The sequence below is a fragment of the Flavobacterium sp. W20_MBD1_R3 genome, from assembly GCF_052119725.1.
Lineage (GTDB): Bacteria > Bacteroidota > Bacteroidia > Flavobacteriales > Flavobacteriaceae > Flavobacterium.
Genome location: NZ_JBGQOR010000008.1, coordinates 116,106 through 135,198 on the forward strand (window position 1 = coordinate 116,106; position 19,093 = coordinate 135,198).

Sequence of the window (19,093 nt, forward strand, 5' to 3'; positions counted from 1 at the left end):
TCTTAAAAGCAATAATCATCAATTAAAAAATTAGAATGCGTACACATTTTATAGCCATAGGAGGAAGCGCCATGCACAATCTGGCTTTAGCACTGCACAACAAAGGATATCAAGTTACAGGAAGTGACGATGCGATTTTTGAACCATCAAAATCAAGATTAGACAAAAAGGGGATTTTACCGCCAGGATTAGGTTGGTTTCCTGAAAAAATAACTCAAGACATTGAGGCCGTAATTCTTGGAATGCATGCCAAAGCGGATAATCCTGAATTATTAAAAGCTCAGGAGTTAGGACTGAAAATATATTCGTATCCTGAATTTCTTTATGAACAATCCAAAGATAAAACGCGTGTTGTTATAGGTGGTTCTCATGGTAAAACTACGATTACTTCAATGATTTTGCATGTGATGCAGTACCACGATATTGCGGTTGATTATATGGTTGGCGCACAACTGGAAGGTTTTGATACAATGGTGCATCTTACGGAGGAGAACGACTTTATCGTTTTAGAAGGAGATGAATATTTGTCTTCACCAATTGATCGCAGGCCTAAATTTCATTTGTACCAACCTAATATTGCACTAATTTCTGGAATTGCCTGGGATCACATTAATGTTTTTCCAACGTATCAGAACTACCTAGAACAGTTCGAGATTTTTATTGGTAAAATTACTAACGGTGGAATTCTTGTTTATAATGAAGATGATGCTGAAGTAAAACGTGTTGCAGAAGCTGCTACAAACCCAATCCGAAAATTAGCATATCATACTCCAAAATATTCTGTAAGTGATGGCGTGACGCTGCTGGAAACTCCAGAGGGCGACATGCCAATTGAAGTTTTTGGAGCGCATAATCTTAATAATTTGGCTGGAGCCAAATGGATTTGTCAAAATATGGGTGTTGATGAAGCTGATTTTTATGAAGCCATTGCCAGTTTTAAAGGTGCTTCAAAACGATTGGAGAAAATTGCCGAAAGCAAAACAAAAGTAGCCTATAAAGATTTTGCACATTCACCAAGTAAAGTGGCTGCAACTACTAAAGCGGTAAAAGAACAATATCCAAACCGAGCTTTAGTGGCTTGTTTAGAATTACATACCTACAGCAGCTTGAATGCTGAGTTTTTAAAAGAATACGAAGGCGCACTGGAATATGCTGATAAAGCGGTTGTTTTTTATTCGCCTGATGCGGTAAAAATCAAACAGCTGGAAGAAGTGACTTACGACCAAATAGCAAATGCTTTTAATAGAAAAGATTTGATTATTTATACGAATCCAAAAGATTTCAAGGATTATTTATTCAACTTAAACCTTGAAAATTCTGCTTTGCTGCTGATGAGTTCCGGTAATTACGGCGGATTAAACTTTGATGAAGTAAAGGAATTGGTAAAATAAAAAGTAATATGAATGAAATTATCAAAATTTGTAAAGCTACAAGTGAAAATCCGGATTTTATAAATCTCATTTCAGCATTAGATAAAAGCTTGTGGGAACGTTATCCAGAGTTGAAAGCGGATTATTGGGGAAATAATATTTTAGAATTGAACCCAAATGTTGTCATTATTTATTTAGAAGACACTGCGGTAGCTTGTGGATGTTTTAAAAAATATGACAAAGATACAATTGAAATAAAACGTATGTTTGTTTCTCCTGAGGTTCGAGGAATGGGTTTAGCGCAAACAATTTTACGTGAATTGGAACGTTGGGCATTAGATTTAGAATATTCATTTGCTGTTTTGGAAACCTTATACAAGCAAAAGGAAGCGATAGCTTTGTATCAAAAAACAGGATACAATATAGTGGATAATTACGAGCCTTATGTGGGTTTAAAAAATAGTATTTGCATGCGGAAACAAATTTAAACATTATATAAATGGCTGAAAATTCCTTTTTTCCTATAACCAATTGGTCCGAAGACGATAAGCCACGTGAGAAACTGATGCTTAAAGGCAAAAGTGTTTTGAGTGATGCCGAATTGATTGCCATTCTGATTGGATCTGGAAGCAGAAGCGAGTCAGCAGTAGATTTAAGTAAACGTATTTTAGCAAGCGTAGATAATAATTTGAATGCATTAGGGAAATTATCTTTATCACAGCTGATGCAATTTAAAGGAATAGGAGAGGCGAAAGCAATTTCTATAATTGCCGCTTTAGAATTAGGAAGACGCCGAAGAGGAGAGGATGCAGTGGAGTTGAAGAAAATAACTTCGAGTAAAATAATTTTCGAAATCATGCAGCCAATTATTGGGGAACTGCCACACGAGGAATTTTGGATTATATACATGAATAATTCAAATAAAGTGATTGCAAAATCTCAGTTGAGCAAGGGCGGAATCACAGGAACATTAGTTGATGTACGAATTGTTTTTAAAACAGCGCTCGAGATGGGAGCTACGGCTTTGATATTGTGTCACAATCATCCTTCGGGGACTTTGATTCCGAGCGATGCGGATAAACAAATCACAAGGAAATTAAAATTAGCAGGCGATAGTTTAGAAATAAAAGTATTGGATCATCTTATTGTAACTGAAACCAGTTATTACAGCTTTGCAGATGAAGGAATATTTTAAAAATATAAAATGAAACACACACACATAAAGGACGTTTTTTTTGATTTAGATCATACACTTTGGGATTTTGATAAAAATTCAGAGCTTACTTTTGAGACTATTTTGAATAGAGATCATCCCACAATTGAAACAAAACAATTTATCGAGAAATACGTTCCAATTAATCAAGCTTGTTGGGCACTTTATCAATATGATAAAATTACCCATCAGGAATTGCGCTACAATCGATTGAAGCACTCTTTTGATGCGCTGGATTATACAATATCTGATGAACAAATAGATATTATTGCGGAGGATTATATTAGGTTCTTGCCAGAGAATAATCATCTTTTTGATGGGACAATGGAACTTTTGGACTATTTGAAACCTAAATATAATTTGCATATTATAACTAATGGTTTTGCGGATGTTCAATTTAAGAAGCTAGATAATTCAAAAATTAGCTCGTATTTTCAGACCATTACTAATTCAGAGATGGCTGGCGTAAAGAAACCTAATTCCATCATCTTTGATTACGCTATAGATTTGGCCAAAGCCAAAAAAGAAAACAGCATCATGATTGGCGATAGTTTAGAAGCAGATGTTCAAGGAGCGCTGAACGCGGGACTTGGTGCCATTTTTTTTAATGAAAGCAAAATTCAGGTCGAACAACACATTATACAAATTAATCATTTATTAGAACTTAAAAAATATTTATAAAGATGAAAAAAACAATATTATACCTACTGCTATTAATCGCTAGCTATTCCTATTCTCAATCGGTAAACGATTATAAAGCAGTGATTATACCCGTTAAATATGATTTCCTTAAAAGTGAGAATCAGTATCGATTGACAACAATTTCTAAATTTAATTTGAACAAAGCAGGTTTTGAAGCCTTTTATAGTAATGAAACCATGCCTTCTGATTATAATGACCGTTGTAGTTTCTTATACATGGATGTAGTGAAAGAAAATGCTTTTTTGGCAACTAAATTAGTCGTTACGCTCAAGGATTGTTATGGAACAATAATTTTCCAATCGGCCGAAGGGAAAAGTAAAGAAAAGGAGTATCAAACGGCTTATACCGAAGCTCTTAATGAAGCATTTCAGTCTATTTACGATTTGCAGTACAAATACAGTGGCCAAACGACAGCAAAAACGGAGTCTGTTGCTATTGAGCCAGCAGTAAGCATCGCGGTTACTACTCCCGCAGCTACTGTCGAAAAACCGGTTATGAGTACTCCGAAAATTAGTAGTAAAACAGATGCTAGTTTGCTGTATGCACAACCTACAGCTAATGGGTATCAGTTAATTGATAGTTCACCAAAAGTGATTATGAGAGTTTTTCATACTTCAAATAAATACTGTTATATTGCTATAAAAGGCGATATTCAAGGAGTTTTAATACTAAAAAATAACGATTGGGTTTTTGAGTATTATCAAAACGATCAGCTGTGGTCTGAAATAATAGCAGTTAAGTTTTAGTTTAAAACTTTGTTCGCGTATCGAAATAAAAAAAAACGTATTTAGCGATAAATACGTTTTTTTTATGGTTTGATTTTAGTAACCGTATTTATTTTTCCAGCGGTTTTTCAAGAATTCTCGTGTAATATTCTCTCTTGAGTTATTGCCAGGAATATATATGGGATTATTGGCTAAGGCTTCTGGTAGGAATTCTTGTTCCGCAAAATTATTGGTATAATCATGTGCGTATTTATATTCTTCGCCGTATCCTAATTCTTTCATTAGTTTGGTGGGAGCATTTCGAAGGTGAATCGGCACTGGTAAATTACCAGTTTGTTTGACCAGTTGTTGGGCTGTTCCTATGGCCAAGTAGGACGCATTACTTTTGGGTGAAGTAGCTAGATAAACAGCACATTGGCTCAAGATAATTCTGCTTTCAGGGTAGCCAATTGTAGCAACTGCCTGAAAAGTGTTGTTGGCCATGATAAAGGCAGTTGGATTTGCATTTCCTATATCTTCACTACTCAAAATTAGCATTCGCCGAGCAATAAATTTCACATCTTCGCCACCTTCAATCATTCTGGCAAGCCAATACACCGCACCATTAGGATCACTTCCCCGAATGGATTTTATAAAAGCCGATACAATGTCATAATGCTGTTCGCCTGTTTTGTCATACAAAACCGTATTTTGTTGCACCAAACCAAAAACACGCTCATTCGTGATAATAACTTCATCTTCTTCGGAGGCATTTACAACAAGTTCAAAAATATTCAGCAGCTTGCGTCCGTCACCACCCGAAAGTCTTAAAAGAGCTTCCGTTTCAGTTAAAACAATGTTTTTTGTAGACAAATATGAATCTGTTTTGATGGCGCGTTCTAAGAGCATTTCTAGGTCTTTTTTGCTAAAAGCATTCAAAACATAGACTTGACATCGGGATAATAGCGCTGGAATAACTTCAAAACTGGGGTTTTCTGTTGTGGCTCCAATAAGTGTAATCCATCCTTTTTCTACCGCCGCTAACAAAGAATCTTGTTGGGATTTGCTGAAACGATGAATCTCATCAATGAATAGAATAGGATTTTTAGCCGTAAATAAGCCACCGCTTTGTTTGGCTTTTTCAATCACTTCACGAATGTCTTTTACGCCAGAATTGATGGCACTCAATATATAAAAGGGTCGTTTTGATTCCTGTGCGATAATTTGTGCCAATGTCGTTTTTCCAGTTCCAGGCGGTCCCCAAAAAATTAAGGAAGGAATAATCCCCTTTGCAATTTGTTGTGTCAAGGAACCATCAGGGCCTATCAAATGGGATTGACTAATATAATCTTCTAATTTCTGTGGTCGTATGCGTTCGGCAAGTGGTGCTTCCATTGTGCAAAATTACTATTTTTTTTAATTTGAGCCCATTTGCAATTGTCAATTTTGTTTTTTTGGAGCTATTTCCAGCGGTACACTGTATCCACGCTAAAAAGCGTGGGATGCCGTTTCCATCTGGGCTATGAATTTTTATATTTAATTATAATTTTGTATATACTATGACAAAATTGCGCTAAATTACTTTTGGAGAAGTTTTTGAATTAAGACTAGAATATAACGAATATCATTGATGGAAAAACATTTTAAATTTACTAATTCGGTTATTAGCTTGCCTCTTTTTTTTGTGGTATTCCTTTGGTTTGTTTTTTGGCTTGAAATCCGATTTGATTTTGACTTTGTGCAAAACGGAATTTATCCTAGAACTTTTTCAGGGCTTCAAGGTGTTATATTTAGTACTTTCATTCATAGTGATATAGGACATCTGTATAATAATTCGATTCCTTTATTTGTTTTGATGGCCGCATTGCAATTTTTTTACGCTAAACATTCATTGTCGGTTGTTGGGTATGGAATTTTACTATCTGGACTTAGTACTTGGCTAATAGGTCGGGAAAATTACCATATAGGAGCCAGCGGTTTGATTTACGTGCTGTTTAGTTTTATTTTTTTTAAGGGAATTCAAACCAAGTACAATCGATTAATAGCCTTGTCGCTGGCAGTGATTGTCGTTTATGGAGGACTAGTGTGGTATGTTTTTCCCAGTCCTGAGATAACAAGTGGCGATAAGAATATTTCTTGGGAAGGGCACCTGGGAGGATTACTCACGGGATTTATTCTTTCGTTAGTATATAAAACTCCAGAGTATAAAAAAGTCATTAAGTATGATTGGGAACATCCAGATTTTAATGCTGCCGATGATAAATTTATGCAACGTTTTGATGCCAATGGAAATTTTGTAAATATTCCTGTAGAAGAGCTTAAGGAACCTGCTTTTTTTTATTATTGCAGTCTCCCTGTTCAATACACGGTTGTAACGCATAAAAAAAACGAACCAAAACCGCAGTCTTGATTCGTTTTTACTTTATTTCGTTTTGCTCATTTCCATTTGGAAAAGGGTTGGAAATTAACTTCTTTGTCTTACTGCTTCATATAAGAATGCACCACAAGCTACAGAAACATTCAATGATCCAATGGTTCCAAACATGGGTAGTTTTGCTTTCTCGTCAACAATTTTTAGAACAGAAGGGTTTACACCTCTATCCTCCGATCCCATAATAATGGCAACAGGCTCGTTCAAAGAGATGTCATAAATATTTTTATCTGTTTTCTCCGTTGCTGCAACTGTTTTGATACCGCTTGCCTGCAAAAGGAAAATGGCATCTTTGATATGTTCTACTTTGCAAATGGGAATATTGAATACGGCTCCTGCAGAAGTTTTTACAGTATCCCCATTTACAGGGGCTGAGCCTGCTTTTTGGACAATAATACCGTTCACACCCGTGCATTCTGCAGTTCTGATGATCGCTCCAAAATTACGAGCATCGGAGATTTGATCTAATATTAAGAACAATGGTTTTTTTCCGTTTTCAATTACAGACTCAATCAATGTCTCTAAATCAAAAAAGGAGATAGGGGATATGGTTGCCACTGCACCTTGATGGTTATTGGGCGTTAATCTATTTAGTTTTTCCACCGGAACATAAGAAAAGTTAATATTACCGCGCTTCATGACTTTCATCAAGTCTTTCATTAGTTCGCTACTCGCTTCCTTCTGAATGTAGACCTTGTCTACAGTTGCGCCCGCTTGTATGGCTTCGATTATAGCTCTAATCCCAAATATTTGATGTTCTTTTTCCATGGTGCAAATATATAAAAAAAAACCACCCCTAGAATGGGATGGTTTTAATTATATAATTTTAAAATTAATTATGTACAGGTGTTTTTGTAATAATAGAAGGCAAAGGTTTAGGTGTGTTTGGGTTTGCATTAACTTCTACCTGAGGATATAAAAATCGCTCTGGAGTTCCTGTATTACCGGTTTTTAATTGAATTTGAGCCAAGTTATTAGACCTCCCAAAATCATTATAACTTTCATAATTAGCCATGAAATAGATATATCTTTCTTGAAATATTTCTCTCAATAATGCATTTTGATCAGTAAGGCTACCAGAGGCATTCTCTATTCCTGTAGGAGCAAAATCAAGTGCTGTATAAGCAGCATAGGTAAGTCCCTCGCCATCATAACCGCCATTTGCTATGCCAATAGAATAACCAGCATTTAACAAAGCTCTATAATTATTGTATGAGGCCAAGCCGGCAGTAAAAGATGATCTTGTATCAACTTCGGCAATAATCAATTGCATTTCACCATAAGTAATCATTGGTAGTGGTGAGTCACTTCCGAATTTTCCGTTTGTTCCTCCGTAATCTGAGCCATAAATATTTAGACCATATGGGGCGAAGTATTCTTGATTGTAAGTGAAGGCATATCTTGCTGACTCATCAGTTTTTACATTACCTCTATACAAAGATGAAGATGGATCTAGTATTCTGGCTGCATAGCTGTCTCCAGACATGTAGTCATCTCTGTCGTAAACAAGAAATGAATAGAAAGGGTTGAAATTCTGCGCATAAGAATTTCCAAATAGTGCTTTGAAATCATCATCTGCACTATTTATTCCTAAAAGTGCATTTGCCTTAGCTTTTGTATAGTCTTTAACATGAATATAATATCTTGCTTTTAGAGAATAAGCTAATTGCAACCATTTCGAAGCATCACCGGCATAATAAATATCTTTTGTAGATGGAATTCCCTTCCCTTTATTTGAACTAAGATTATTTATAGCATTATCCAATAAAGTCTGGATACTGCTATAAATAGCAGCTTGAGAGTCATATTTAGGGGTTAAATTATTTCCTGTTATGTCCAATTCAGAATAAGGCACGTCACCCCATAAAGCAGTTACTGTTCCTATACAATGTGCCTCTATTACTTGAGCAGCTCCTTTTAGTTTTGGATTCAATTCTTTGTCTGCTTTAGCTACGGTTATTTTTGCTTGTGTGATGCAATTTACATACGCATTATTCCAAGTGTCATCAAATGCAGATGCAGTGGTATTGTTCCAGTTATTTAGAGCAATGTACTGTCTGTTTTCTCCTTTAGCTTGGTTTAACCAAATCATTACTTCTCTGGTGCTTGAACTTGTTTGAAAAAACTGATTAGCTAAAAGTACTCCTTGAAATAAGTTTGAGGCGTCACTATCAGACAAGTTATCCGGATCTACATTAATGTTGTCTACGTAATCAGTACAACTAAATATGGTTGTAATTAGTAAGCATAGACTTGCTGTTTTTAAAAATATATTTTTCATTTTTTTAGAATTTTAAGTTTACGCTAAATAACAAAGACTTAGAGTTTGGACTGTTGAAATATTGTAGTCCTCTTCCGTTTGATCCTCCCGTAAGATTGGTTTCTGGATCTTGGCCTAGGTCTTTTGCTTCCGTCCATAACCATAAATTCCTGCCGGTTCCAGAGAAAGTTATACTTTCAACTCCCATTTTAGTGTCTTTAAATTTCAATAAATAAGATAATGTTAACTCTCTCCATTTAATCCACGATGCAGATTTGATAAACTGTTCAGAAACGGGCCCAAAACCACCTCCAACACTTTGATACCACGATTGATCAAGAAAAACAGGTCCTGCTCCAAAATCACGTATGTTTCCTCGTACCGTACCTACTGGGATCGTTACACCATTATAATTTACTAATGGAGTTGTCAAAGTAGATTCGTTTGCAGTTTCCCATGTTCTACCAAAGTTATTTAAAGCACCACTTGTACCATCCCATAATTCACCACCAATAGAAGCATCAAACAGAGTACTCACTTTAAAGTTTTTGTACGAGATTGATGTTCCAATTGCTCCTCTCCAATTTGGATTAGGATCTCCTATAACTCCTTCAGATAAAGCAACTGTTGGAAAACCATTTGCATCTAAAATCATTGTTCCATTTGGATCTCTATCAAATTTTCCACCCCAAAGTACACCAAGAGGTTGCCCCAATACTGCACGAGAAGATGATCCTGTAAAGCCATTTAAAAATAATGATTCTGTGCCTTCTAATTGTGTTACTTCATTTCTATTCATACTCCAGTTACCAAAGATGTTCCATTTTATAGCTGAATCCGAAGACAGAATGTTAGCGTCAAAGTCAATTTCAATTCCTTTGTTTTGTATTGTCGCAAAATTACCATAAAGAGTACTAAAAGTTGAACTACCATTCAAAGGGACGTCTACAAGTAAATCTTTGGTTTCATTTGTGTAGTAGGTAGCGTTCAGTTTAATTCTATTAAAGAATTCTAAATCTGTACCTATTTCAAATTCTGTTTTTATTTCAGGTTTTAAGTTGGGGTTTCCGCCAGTAGCAGATCGTTGAAAAGAACCGTTATATACTCCAGAGTCGTAAGCCGGACCGTAACCCTCAGCTCCAACAGCAGAGTTAAAATAAGTTATTCCTGCATATGGTCTTGGTATAGAGGCTATTTGCCCAAACGTTAAGCGAAGTTTCCCGTCCGTAAGTACTTTGTTTTCCAAATTTTTAGTGAATTTATATCCAAATTCTGCAGTTGGATAAAAATAGACTTTCAAATTAGGGTCGTAACTAGAAGAGGTTTCAAAACGTCCACCTAAAGTTAGGAATAGATAGTCTTTGTAATCAAAAGCTGTAGAGAAATATGCACCACTAAGTTTTGAATATGTTCTATCAAGAAAGGTTGTTTTATCAATAATCAATGCATTGTCATAAGAAAATGTGTTGGTGTCAATTAAAAAGTTTTTGTATGTTCCTCCTCTTTGGTCATATTTTGTTTCAGCAAAATTAATTCCAACTAAGTAATTAAGGCCAATAGCATCATTCACTCTTAAATCTCCTAGTGCCATGAAATCAACATTGTATTGTTGGAAATCAGTAACGCTTTCATTTGCACTACCATTTCCAGCATTTTCTGAGGAATTCATTGGAAACATCGTTATTCTTTTGTCGCTATATCCATCTAAGCCTACCCTTGCCAATAAAGATAACCAATCTTTTACTTCGTGTTTTAATTCGAAACCTGCAATATAGCGGTCAACAGTGTTTGGGTTTTTTTGAACATCAGTTGTCCACAGTGGATTGTTATAACTAGGATTGAGATCAGTATCAAAAGTTCCCGTATCTTGTCTGTAGGCTCTTTGGCTGTTAAAAGAAGGTACGCCTGTGGCACTAAAATTAGTTCCAATGAAATCCCTATTGTCAAAATCTGCGGGTGATCGGTAAAGGCCTAAATATAGTCCACTTAAATTCGAACCAGTTTGTATTCTATTCGAATTTGAGGAGGAATAACCAAATTTACTTTTAAACGTAGTTTTGTCTCCAATTTTTGACTCACTAGTGAAGTCGATGCTTGTTCTTTCATAATCAGAATTTCTAACTATTCCATCTTGTTTAGTACTTCCTATTCCAAGATAAAAGTTGGTGTTTTCGCCACCACCGCTTATTCCTACGTGGTTGTCGATAGAAAAACCATCTCCGATAACTGAATCCATGTTGGAGTCATTAAAGTTGGCAGTGCTTCTTTTACCACCTGCAGCTATTGGATAAATTGTATTTCCATTATTGGAAAGAAAAGAACGTGCAGTTGTATTAAAAACATCAAGTCCACCTGCTCTTGCAGAAATTTTATCCCCAAATGAGTTGGCATTATTTCTAGTCCAAACGCCATTTGTACCCTGACCGAAACGATCTTGAAGACTCATTCGTATATTAACTTTATCAAAAGAAACAGTCGAATTTACATTTACAGATATTTTTCCCTTTTTTCCTTTTTTAGTTTTAATAAGAACCACTCCATTGGCGGCTCTGTATCCCCAAAGAGCAGCTGCAGATGCACCTTTTAAAACTTCTACAGACTCTACATCATTCGGATTGATATCATTCATTCTACTTTGTTGGCCTACACCATCAACAGTGCTGCCGATTTCGTCGCTTGAAATTGGAATTCCATCAATGACGAACAAAGGTTGTGTTGAACCTGTTATGGAGTTTTGCCCTCTAATTTGAATGTATGCTCCAGATCCAGGATCACCTGAATTAGAGACTATACTAACACCCGATGCTTTAGCTGATAATCCTTTTAAAAGAGATGTCTCTCCTGAATTAGTTAATGCAGTACCTTTTACTTTAGAATAGGCAGATGCTGACTGATTCTTTTTTACTTCAACTCCTAAGGCATTGATTACAACTCCTTCTAATTCTACCGATTCATCGGCCATTTTTACTTTCAAGGTTAAAGAACCGGCTGATATTTCCTGGGTTTTTAATCCAATATAGCTAAAGATCAAGATTTGGCTTGATGTGGCTTTTATTGAAAATTTCCCGTCAAAATCAGTTTGTGTTCCTGATTTAGTCCCCTTTACTAATACACTGACTCCCGGTATTGGAATCCCTGCATTATCCGAAACGATCCCCGAAACAGATCGTTCTTGCGCAAAGGTCAATTGCGTCACAAGTACTAATAGCAGTACTATGAATCCATTAAACTTTAGTTTCATAATTATGATTTTTGGTTAGATGACTCAAAAATCATAAATCTAAGTTAAAAAACCTAATATTATGATAATTTTTTATTTTAAATAATAGTAATTAACCCTAAAGAATGTTTTTTGTTTGTTTTTAAAGCCAAAAAGTTGAACTAATTGTAAATTCAGTATTGTTTTTTAGTTCAGTGGGTTAATTGCTTCATTTAAAAGAAGAATCAATTATTTGAAATTATTTTCGATAAAGGTCAGTCCGTTTTGTTGAAAAGATTGAATCTAATTTATCCAAAAATCAAAAATCGCTAAAACTTCATTGTGCTATTTTAACAAAGTACCAAAAACAATCTAAAGGATGTAATTGAGGTCGTTTTATGGATAGTTTTCAAAAGGGGGCAATCAGTTTAGGGAAGTATTTATTTGGTAGCAACAATTTTTTTTGGTATTAATGTCTAGCACTAAAAAACCCCCAAGATTCAATTATTTTGAATGTTGGGGGTTTAGAATTATTTTATTTCGTGAGGTAAATTCCTCCTTATTGTTACTCTCCTAAGAAAGGGTATCTGTAATCTACAGGAGTAACGAAAGTTTCTTTAATTGTTCTTGCAGAAGCCCAACGCAATAAGTTCAAGGGAGAACCGGCTTTGTCATTGGTTCCTGAAGCTCTTGCTCCGCCAAAAGGTTGTTGTCCCACTACAGCGCCCGTTGGCTTATCATTGATATAGAAGTTACCGGCAGCATTCTGTAGTTTTACTGTAGCTACTTCAATTGCGTAACGATCTTGACTAAAAACAGCTCCTGTTAATGCATATTCGGATGTTGTGTCTACTAATTCTAATGTTTCTTCCCATTTTTCATCTTCGTACACGAATATTGTCATTACTGGTCCAAATAATTCAGTTGCCATGGTGGTATAATGAGGATTTGTTGTTACAATTACAGTAGGCTCAATAAAGTATCCAACTGATTTGTCGTAATTTCCTCCTACAATAATCTCAGCATCACTATCTTTTTTAGCTTGGTCTATATAACTTGCTAATTTGTCAAATGAACCTTCGTGGATGACGGCTGTAATAAAATTACTAAAATCTTCTGGAGATCCCATTTTCATTGATGTTACATCAGCAATAATTTGTTCCTTTACAGCGGGCCACAAACTTCTTGGAACGTAAGATCTAGAGGCTGCGGAACATTTTTGTCCTTGAAATTCAAAAGCTCCTCGTACAATTCCCGTAGAAACTTGTTTAGGGTTAGCACTTGAATGAGCGATGATAAAATCTTTACCACCTGTTTCTCCCACGATTCTTGGGTACGTTTTGTAATGACGGATGTTAGTTCCAATTTTTGCCCAAATATCTTTGAACACTTGGGTTGAGCCTGTAAAATGAATTCCAGCAAAGTCACGACTTGCAAGAATGGTGTCGGTAATCATTGAAGGGTCTCCAAAAACTACATTGATAACTCCATCAGGTACACCTGCTTCTTTGAATACTTCGATTATAATTTGTGCAGAGAAGACTTGACTGTCACTTGGTTTCCAAACCACAACGTTACCCATCATTGCAGCACTAGCTGGAAGATTTCCAGCAATTGCAGTAAAATTAAAAGGTGTGATCGCATATACAAATCCTTCAAGAGGTCTGTATTCTAAACGATTCCACATATCTGAGGTAGATGCTGGCTGATCTCCATATATTTGAGTCATGAATTCTACGTTGAAACGCAAAAAGTCAATAAGTTCACAAGATGCATCAATTTCAGCCTGATGTACATTTTTAGATTGTGCAATCATTGTTGCAGCATTGATTCTCGCTCTGTACGGACCTGCAATCAATTCAGCTGCTTTTAAGAAAATGGCTGCTCGCTGTTCCCAAGCCATGTTTGCCCAAGCTTTTCTTGATTCTAAAGCATTTGCAATTGCTTGCTCTACATGTGATTTTTCGGCTAGATGATACGTTCCTACACTATGCTGGTGATCATGTGGTGCTGACATTATTTTAGTATTCCCAGTTCTAATTTCTTCGCTTCCAATATATAAGGGTACGTCGATTTTAGAATTCCACATCTTTGTATAAGCGGCTTGAACGGCAGCTTTTTCAGGTGAATTTGGTGCATACCCTTTTACCGGTTCGTTTACTGCTTTTGGTGCATGAAAAAATCCTTTTAGCATGATATTGTAATTTGATAATCTGTTTTAAGAGATTAAGATTAGATAATTAAAAAATAAATTACTTGATGTTTGATCAAAAATTTAGTGTACTACAAAAGTACGAAGGATAATATGAAAATTTCTTAAAATAATAATAAGAAATATATTAGAAAGGAAAAATTAATTTAAAGCAAATGGAGCGCACAATCGGAAGGCAGGCACGATAACTCTAAAGTTTCTTGTTGAGGTATAATTAATCATGTTAAAGTGTCCTTTCATGGCACCATAAGGCGATGACAATAAACAACCTGAACTGTAAGTGTGAAATTCACCTGGTTTTAAAATAGGTTTTTTACCTATTACGCCTTCACCATCCACAATTTCGATTTCATTTAAAGAATCAAAAATTTCCCAATGCCGCGTCATTAATTGAACCGAATCCTTACTGTGATTTTCAATTGTAATTACGTAACTAAAGGCAAAATGAATTTTGTAGTTTTTAAAGTAAGTACCCTCAAAACTAGTCAATACCGTAATTTTAATACCTCTTGTTATTTGTGAAACCATATAGATTAGATGTGTGTGAATATTTACATCAAATTTACAAAAAATTGATGGCGTTTTATTAAAATTCAGAAACTTTTTTAGTTTATAATATTTATGGAACTCGCCATTCCTTTTCCCACAACCCTGTCATAACGATCAATGTTTTCTCTATAATAAACCAGGATCGTATACTCATTTTCTGTTTGGTAAAAATTGCCATCAATTGCATTTTCGTGATCAATTACGCCTTGCTCATCCGCTATGGTGTATTGAAAATTTGTAAATCCTTGTTTGATTAATATTGCTTTCTCATAAATTCCTTTTTTAGGATTATAATCCATTTTAAATTCGGGACTTAAATTGTAATTATTGAACATTCCGGTTACATAAATATTTTTGTTCAATCGGAAACTAGGTGCCGAAAGACTGAAATATACCCAAACATAATCCGCTTCAATTTCGCTTTTAGCAGCATTTAAATTTTTAATAACAAAAGCACCATTGACATCTTGAGTAAAGGAGTAGGGCTGGTTCGCTCTTGCCTCGCTGGTATACAAAAACGATCCGTAAATAGGCGTACTAGAATCAATTCGGGCTACATTATTGCTTGCCGAACGGATTTCTTTGTTTTCGAAAAATAGAAATTCGTTTCCGGCCCAAAACTGAGTTTCGGTATCGTATTTGTAAATTAAATCATTGCCAATGGTGTATTGAGGCACAATGTTTTTCAGCGCCGTTTTCCATTGTCCGTTTTGAAGGATCAGCACTTTTACGTTTCGCAATGGGGTTTGAAAAATAATAGAATTTGACTTAATACTGAAATCCAGATTTTGTTTTGTCTCAATATTACCTATGGTTCGCGCTCTTTTTACTTGAATAGGAACCGTAACCAAATCTTCATATAAAATAAATTTTCTCGAAAAAACTACTTCTTTGTTTTCATCCAATACTTTAATCATGTAATTACCACTAATCTTTAATTGTTGCGTAAACTGATTTGGAATCGCTAATTTGTAATGCGAGTATATTTGTAAAGTGTTAAATGAATTGGTGTAATCTTGAATTCTTTGGTTGTCAAAACCTTCCAAGTATTCGTTTTTTGGAATTGACGTTGGATTCCAGTTGTAATCACAATGAATTATTTCGTAGTAATAATTGGCTTCATTGCCAAAAAGATCATCAAATTCCAATTGAAATCCTTCTCCTAATTTTAAAAACGGAATTATGTTTTGGTCATTCTGAATGAACGAAATAGTCTTAATGTGGTACGGCGGAGCAACTTCTTTTTCTGCTTGAGCAAAAGAAAAACAGGAAAAAAATATACTGAGAAAAAAAAAGGCTATTTTGAGAAACGGTTTCGTCATGGAGTGGAACTTAAGATTGCGTAAATATAACAATTACCTTTTGTTTTTGGTAAATGATGGCTTTTTAGAGCGCTATTTTTTTTGTGCGTAATATCTGTTAATTTTATCTTAATTCAAGTTATTTTTAATTGCTAACTAGCTAGTTTTACTTTAAATAAACACACCTTATGAAAAAAATCAACAAATTAGTATTTGGCGTTTTGCTATTTCCATTAGCTGCTTTTGCCCAACAAATGGATTATTCAAAAGCCATTCCTTTTGATCCGACCGTAAAGACTGGAAAATTGGAAAATGGATTAACCTATTACATCAAGAAAAATGCCAAACCGGAAAACAAAGTGGATCTGCGCTTAGTTGTCAATGCGGGATCTATTTTAGAAACCGATGACCAACAAGGATTAGCGCATTTTATGGAGCACATGTGTTTTAATGGAACCAAGCGTTTTCCTAAAAACCAATTGGTTGATTATTTACAAAGTATTGGTGTAAAGTTTGGACAGCATTTTAAAAGTGGTGTATAAGGTGTGTCAGCAAGAGGAAGTTTGAATAAAATTCCAAATGGATCGTATGGTTTCACAATTGGTTTTCCATGTGGACCGGATAATGCTAAAAAATTGACTGCTTCTGCTTTAAAAGAACTTCAAAATATTATCGATAACGGACCAGACGAAAAAGATTTAGCTAAATTCAAAGAAGGAGAATTAGCTGATTTTAGAAAAGACAGTAAAGAAAACAGATACTGGTTGTCTAACTTTACTAGATCTTACATCAATGGAAACAGTCCGGAAGAGGTTTTGAAATTTGAGGAAGCTGTAAATGCAGTTAATGCAAAAGATATTCAAAACATTGCCAAAAAATACCTTACTAAAGATAAAGTAATTGGAATGTTGATGCCGGAAAAAAAATAATCCGACGCGCTTCTAAACTAAAAACCTGCTAAAATTAACTTTAGCAGGTTATTTTATGATGTGAATTTATGGGTTGAATTATTTAAAACAAACGGGAATAATTTCTCCTTTAGCCAAACAATATTTTTCCACTAACTCAGGTGCAATTTTATTGGTGTAATCTTCTTCAATTACTTTAAAACCGATACTTCGTAATTTATCAAAATAATCGCGGCCGTAAATACGAACGTGATCGTATTGACCAAATATTTTAGCGCGTTCTTTTTGGTCAGTAATGGAATCATCAGCAAAAGTGGTGGCTCTGGATAAATCCTGTGGAATTTGTAAAATAGCCATTCCACCAGGTTTCAAAACCCGATACAATTCCTGCATTGCTTTAGTGTCATCCGGAATGTGTTCTAAAACATGGTTGCACAAAATAACATCATATTGATTGTCTTCAAAAGGTAAATCGCAAATGTCGGCTTTCACATCTGCCAGAGGTGAAAACAAATCGGTTGTCGTGTAATCTAGATTTTTTTGGTTTCGAAACAATTTATAAAAAGCTTGCTCTGGTGCAAAGTGCAGTACTTTTTTTGGAGACGAAAAAAAATCGGTTTTTTCATTTAAATACAACCATAATAAACGGTGTCTTTCCAGGGAAAGTGTACTTGGCGAAAGCACATTATTTCGTTGTGTTCCGTAACCGTAAGGTAAAAACATTTTGAAACTTTTCCCGTCAATAGGATCAGTGAATATAGTTCCTTTTAACGCAAAAGCAAGAAGTGGTCGCGCTACATAACTTAATCGAATAAGTATAGGACGAGGAATGGTGTTGAGTATAAGTTTAAAGAGTTTTTTCATCGTTGTTTCACAAAGATCCACAAAGTAAACTCAAAGATTCACTAAGTTTTTTTAAGAATCTGGAGTTGTATTTATGAATCGTTTTATATTGTTTTTTAAAATTTTACTGTTGTAATTTATGAGTAAGCCCAAAGGATAATTTCCAAGTTTTAAATAGGTAAGTATTTGTGCAAAATGCACGGAAGTATAATTTTCAACTGTTTTCAATTCAATAACTAACTTGTTTTCTACTAATAAGTCAATTCTATATCCTTGATCTAGTTTTATTTCCTTGTATATTATCGGAAGCGTTATTTCTTTTTCTACTTGTAACCCCGTTTTTTTAATTTCATAAAAAAGACATTCTTGATAAGCTGATTCCAGAAGTCCTGGCCCAAGCTGACGATGAACTTCAATGGCTAGACCAATCACTTTGTATGAAATTGCTTGTAAATCTGCAGAGATCTCTGTAAATCCATCATCTGTCATTTATAAATAATTTAGAAATTAAATTTTGTGAATCTCTGAGTTTACTTTGTGAATCTTTGTGAAATACTTTACATAACGAAAGGCTCTCTTCTAAATTCCTCTTCTTCATTGCTTACAATTCCTAACGCTTTGTAAACATATGCAAAAGTGGATAAAAGTTCTGGTTTTCCATCGATAATGGCAACATCATGTTCAAAATGAGCACTTGGTTTTCCGTCAGCAGTAGTGATTGTCCAGCCATCCTTGTGTTGTTTGATGTTTCGGGTTCCCAAATTAATCATTGGTTCAATAGCCACAACCATTCCTTCTACAAACAGTTTTCCTCTGCCTTTTTTGCCATAATTAGGCATTTCCGGATCTTCATGCATTTTTTGTCCTACGCCATGACCTACTAATTCACGAACCACACCATAACCAAATGATTCCGTATATTTTTGAATAGCATTTCCTACATCTTCTACACGGTTTCCTATTTTTAACTCGCGGATTCCAACATACAAAGATTCTTTGGTTACTTGTAATAATTTTTTAGTTTCGGGAGCAACTTCGCCAATTTCAAAAGAGTAGGCATGATCACCATGATAACCATTTTTAAAAGCGCCACAATCAACAGAGATTACATCACCGCTTTCTAGTGGTTTGTTATTCGGGATTCCATGCACTACTTGTGCGTTTGGACTCATGCAAAGTGAGTTTGGAAAACCATATAAACCAAGGAAACTTGGTTCAGCGCCGTGATCACGAATGAAGGTTTCGGCTAATTTATCGAGGTATAATGTGGTGACTCCTTCTTTGATTTCAGAAGCAATCATTCCTAATGTTTTTGATACGATCAACGCACTTTCGCGCATCAATTCGATTTCTTCACGAGATTTTACAATAATCATAATTTCATTTTTTTCAGATTGCAAA

17 protein-coding genes and 1 pseudogene are annotated in these 19,093 nt (G+C 35.1%); 8 read left to right on the forward strand and 10 right to left on the reverse strand.

Features of this window, described 5'->3' with window-relative positions:
- Positions 1-35: 35 nt before the first annotated feature.
- Genes ACEN2F_RS11605 through ACEN2F_RS11625 form a run of 5 tightly spaced genes read left to right on the forward strand, consistent with a single transcriptional unit; the run spans position 36 to position 4,031 of the window.
- Positions 36-1,391 carry a UDP-N-acetylmuramate--L-alanine ligase gene (locus ACEN2F_RS11605; RefSeq protein WP_441739246.1) on the forward strand — a complete coding sequence of 452 codons (1,356 nt, stop codon included), beginning with the start codon at positions 36-38 and terminating at the stop codon, positions 1,389-1,391.
- A gap of 8 nt (positions 1,392-1,399) precedes the next feature.
- Positions 1,400-1,858, forward strand: a complete 459-nt coding sequence (locus tag ACEN2F_RS11610) for a GNAT family N-acetyltransferase (protein WP_441739248.1) — start codon at positions 1,400-1,402, stop codon at positions 1,856-1,858.
- A gap of 11 nt (positions 1,859-1,869) precedes the next feature.
- Positions 1,870-2,565 carry a RadC family protein gene (gene radC / locus ACEN2F_RS11615; RefSeq protein ID WP_441739250.1) on the forward strand — a complete coding sequence of 232 codons (696 nt, stop codon included), beginning with the start codon at positions 1,870-1,872 and terminating at the stop codon, positions 2,563-2,565.
- Between the two features lie 9 nt (positions 2,566-2,574).
- Positions 2,575-3,264 carry a YjjG family noncanonical pyrimidine nucleotidase gene (locus tag ACEN2F_RS11620; RefSeq protein WP_441739252.1) on the forward strand — a complete coding sequence of 230 codons (690 nt, stop codon included), beginning with the start codon at positions 2,575-2,577 and terminating at the stop codon, positions 3,262-3,264.
- Between the two features lie 2 nt (positions 3,265-3,266).
- On the forward strand, positions 3,267-4,031 hold the full coding sequence (locus tag ACEN2F_RS11625) for a hypothetical protein (protein ID WP_441739254.1): 765 nt from the start codon (positions 3,267-3,269) through the stop codon (positions 4,029-4,031).
- A 75-nt stretch (positions 4,032-4,106) separates the two neighbouring features.
- On the opposite strand, the gene ACEN2F_RS11630 is transcribed toward ACEN2F_RS11625, so the two are convergent.
- Complete coding sequence (locus ACEN2F_RS11630) at positions 4,107-5,384, reverse strand: replication-associated recombination protein A (RefSeq protein WP_441739256.1); 1,278 nt, start codon at positions 5,382-5,384, stop codon at positions 4,107-4,109.
- Between the two features lie 235 nt (positions 5,385-5,619).
- Here ACEN2F_RS11630 and ACEN2F_RS11635 point away from each other — a divergent pair, with 235 nt between their 5' ends.
- Entirely contained in the window at positions 5,620-6,399 is a 780-nt protein-coding gene (locus tag ACEN2F_RS11635; protein ID WP_441739258.1) for a rhomboid family intramembrane serine protease, read from the forward strand.
- Positions 6,400-6,453: 54 nt separating this feature from the next.
- Here the strand turns inward: ACEN2F_RS11635 and rlmB are convergent, their stop codons facing one another.
- From rlmB to ACEN2F_RS11665, 6 genes are all read right to left on the reverse strand, one after another.
- Positions 6,454-7,188, reverse strand: a complete 735-nt coding sequence (gene rlmB / locus ACEN2F_RS11640) for a 23S rRNA (guanosine(2251)-2'-O)-methyltransferase RlmB (RefSeq protein WP_441739260.1) — start codon at positions 7,186-7,188, stop codon at positions 6,454-6,456.
- Between the two features lie 64 nt (positions 7,189-7,252).
- Positions 7,253-8,701 (reverse strand): SusD/RagB family nutrient-binding outer membrane lipoprotein, encoded by a 1,449-nt coding sequence (locus ACEN2F_RS11645; protein ID WP_441739262.1) that lies wholly within the window; start codon positions 8,699-8,701, stop codon positions 7,253-7,255.
- Between the two features lie 4 nt (positions 8,702-8,705).
- Positions 8,706-11,921: a SusC/RagA family TonB-linked outer membrane protein gene (locus ACEN2F_RS11650; protein ID WP_441739264.1), complete on the reverse strand. Its 3,216-nt coding sequence runs from the start codon at positions 11,919-11,921 to the stop codon at positions 8,706-8,708.
- Between the two features lie 523 nt (positions 11,922-12,444).
- On the reverse strand, positions 12,445-14,073 hold the full coding sequence (gene pruA, locus ACEN2F_RS11655) for an L-glutamate gamma-semialdehyde dehydrogenase (RefSeq protein ID WP_441739266.1): 1,629 nt from the start codon (positions 14,071-14,073) through the stop codon (positions 12,445-12,447).
- Between the two features lie 159 nt (positions 14,074-14,232).
- A complete protein-coding gene (gene apaG / locus ACEN2F_RS11660; RefSeq protein ID WP_441739268.1) occupies positions 14,233-14,619 on the reverse strand; it encodes a Co2+/Mg2+ efflux protein ApaG in 387 nt (128 codons plus the stop codon).
- A 77-nt stretch (positions 14,620-14,696) separates the two neighbouring features.
- A complete protein-coding gene (locus ACEN2F_RS11665) occupies positions 14,697-15,962 on the reverse strand; it encodes a DUF5103 domain-containing protein (protein WP_441739270.1) in 1,266 nt (421 codons plus the stop codon).
- A gap of 233 nt (positions 15,963-16,195) precedes the next feature.
- Here ACEN2F_RS11665 and ACEN2F_RS11670 point away from each other — a divergent pair.
- Positions 16,196-16,474 (forward strand): annotated as a pseudogene (locus ACEN2F_RS11670) (M16 family metallopeptidase); the annotation flags it as partial.
- 12 nt (positions 16,475-16,486) lie between these two features.
- The gene (locus tag ACEN2F_RS11675) at positions 16,487-16,870 is read left to right on the forward strand and encodes a hypothetical protein (RefSeq protein WP_441739272.1); all 384 of its coding nucleotides are present in this window, start codon (positions 16,487-16,489) and stop codon (positions 16,868-16,870) included.
- A gap of 78 nt (positions 16,871-16,948) precedes the next feature.
- Here ACEN2F_RS11675 and ACEN2F_RS11680 read toward each other — a convergent pair whose 3' ends face one another.
- The 3 genes from ACEN2F_RS11680 to map all read right to left on the reverse strand — a co-directional run bounded on the left by ACEN2F_RS11680 (position 16,949) and on the right by map (position 19,068).
- A complete protein-coding gene (locus tag ACEN2F_RS11680) occupies positions 16,949-17,713 on the reverse strand; it encodes a class I SAM-dependent methyltransferase (RefSeq protein ID WP_441739274.1) in 765 nt (254 codons plus the stop codon).
- Positions 17,714-17,764: 51 nt separating this feature from the next.
- Entirely contained in the window at positions 17,765-18,181 is a 417-nt protein-coding gene (locus ACEN2F_RS11685) for a GxxExxY protein (protein WP_441739276.1), read from the reverse strand.
- 68 nt (positions 18,182-18,249) lie between these two features.
- Positions 18,250-19,068, reverse strand: a complete 819-nt coding sequence (map, locus tag ACEN2F_RS11690) for a type I methionyl aminopeptidase (RefSeq protein WP_441739278.1) — start codon at positions 19,066-19,068, stop codon at positions 18,250-18,252.
- Positions 19,069-19,093 lie beyond the last annotated feature (25 nt).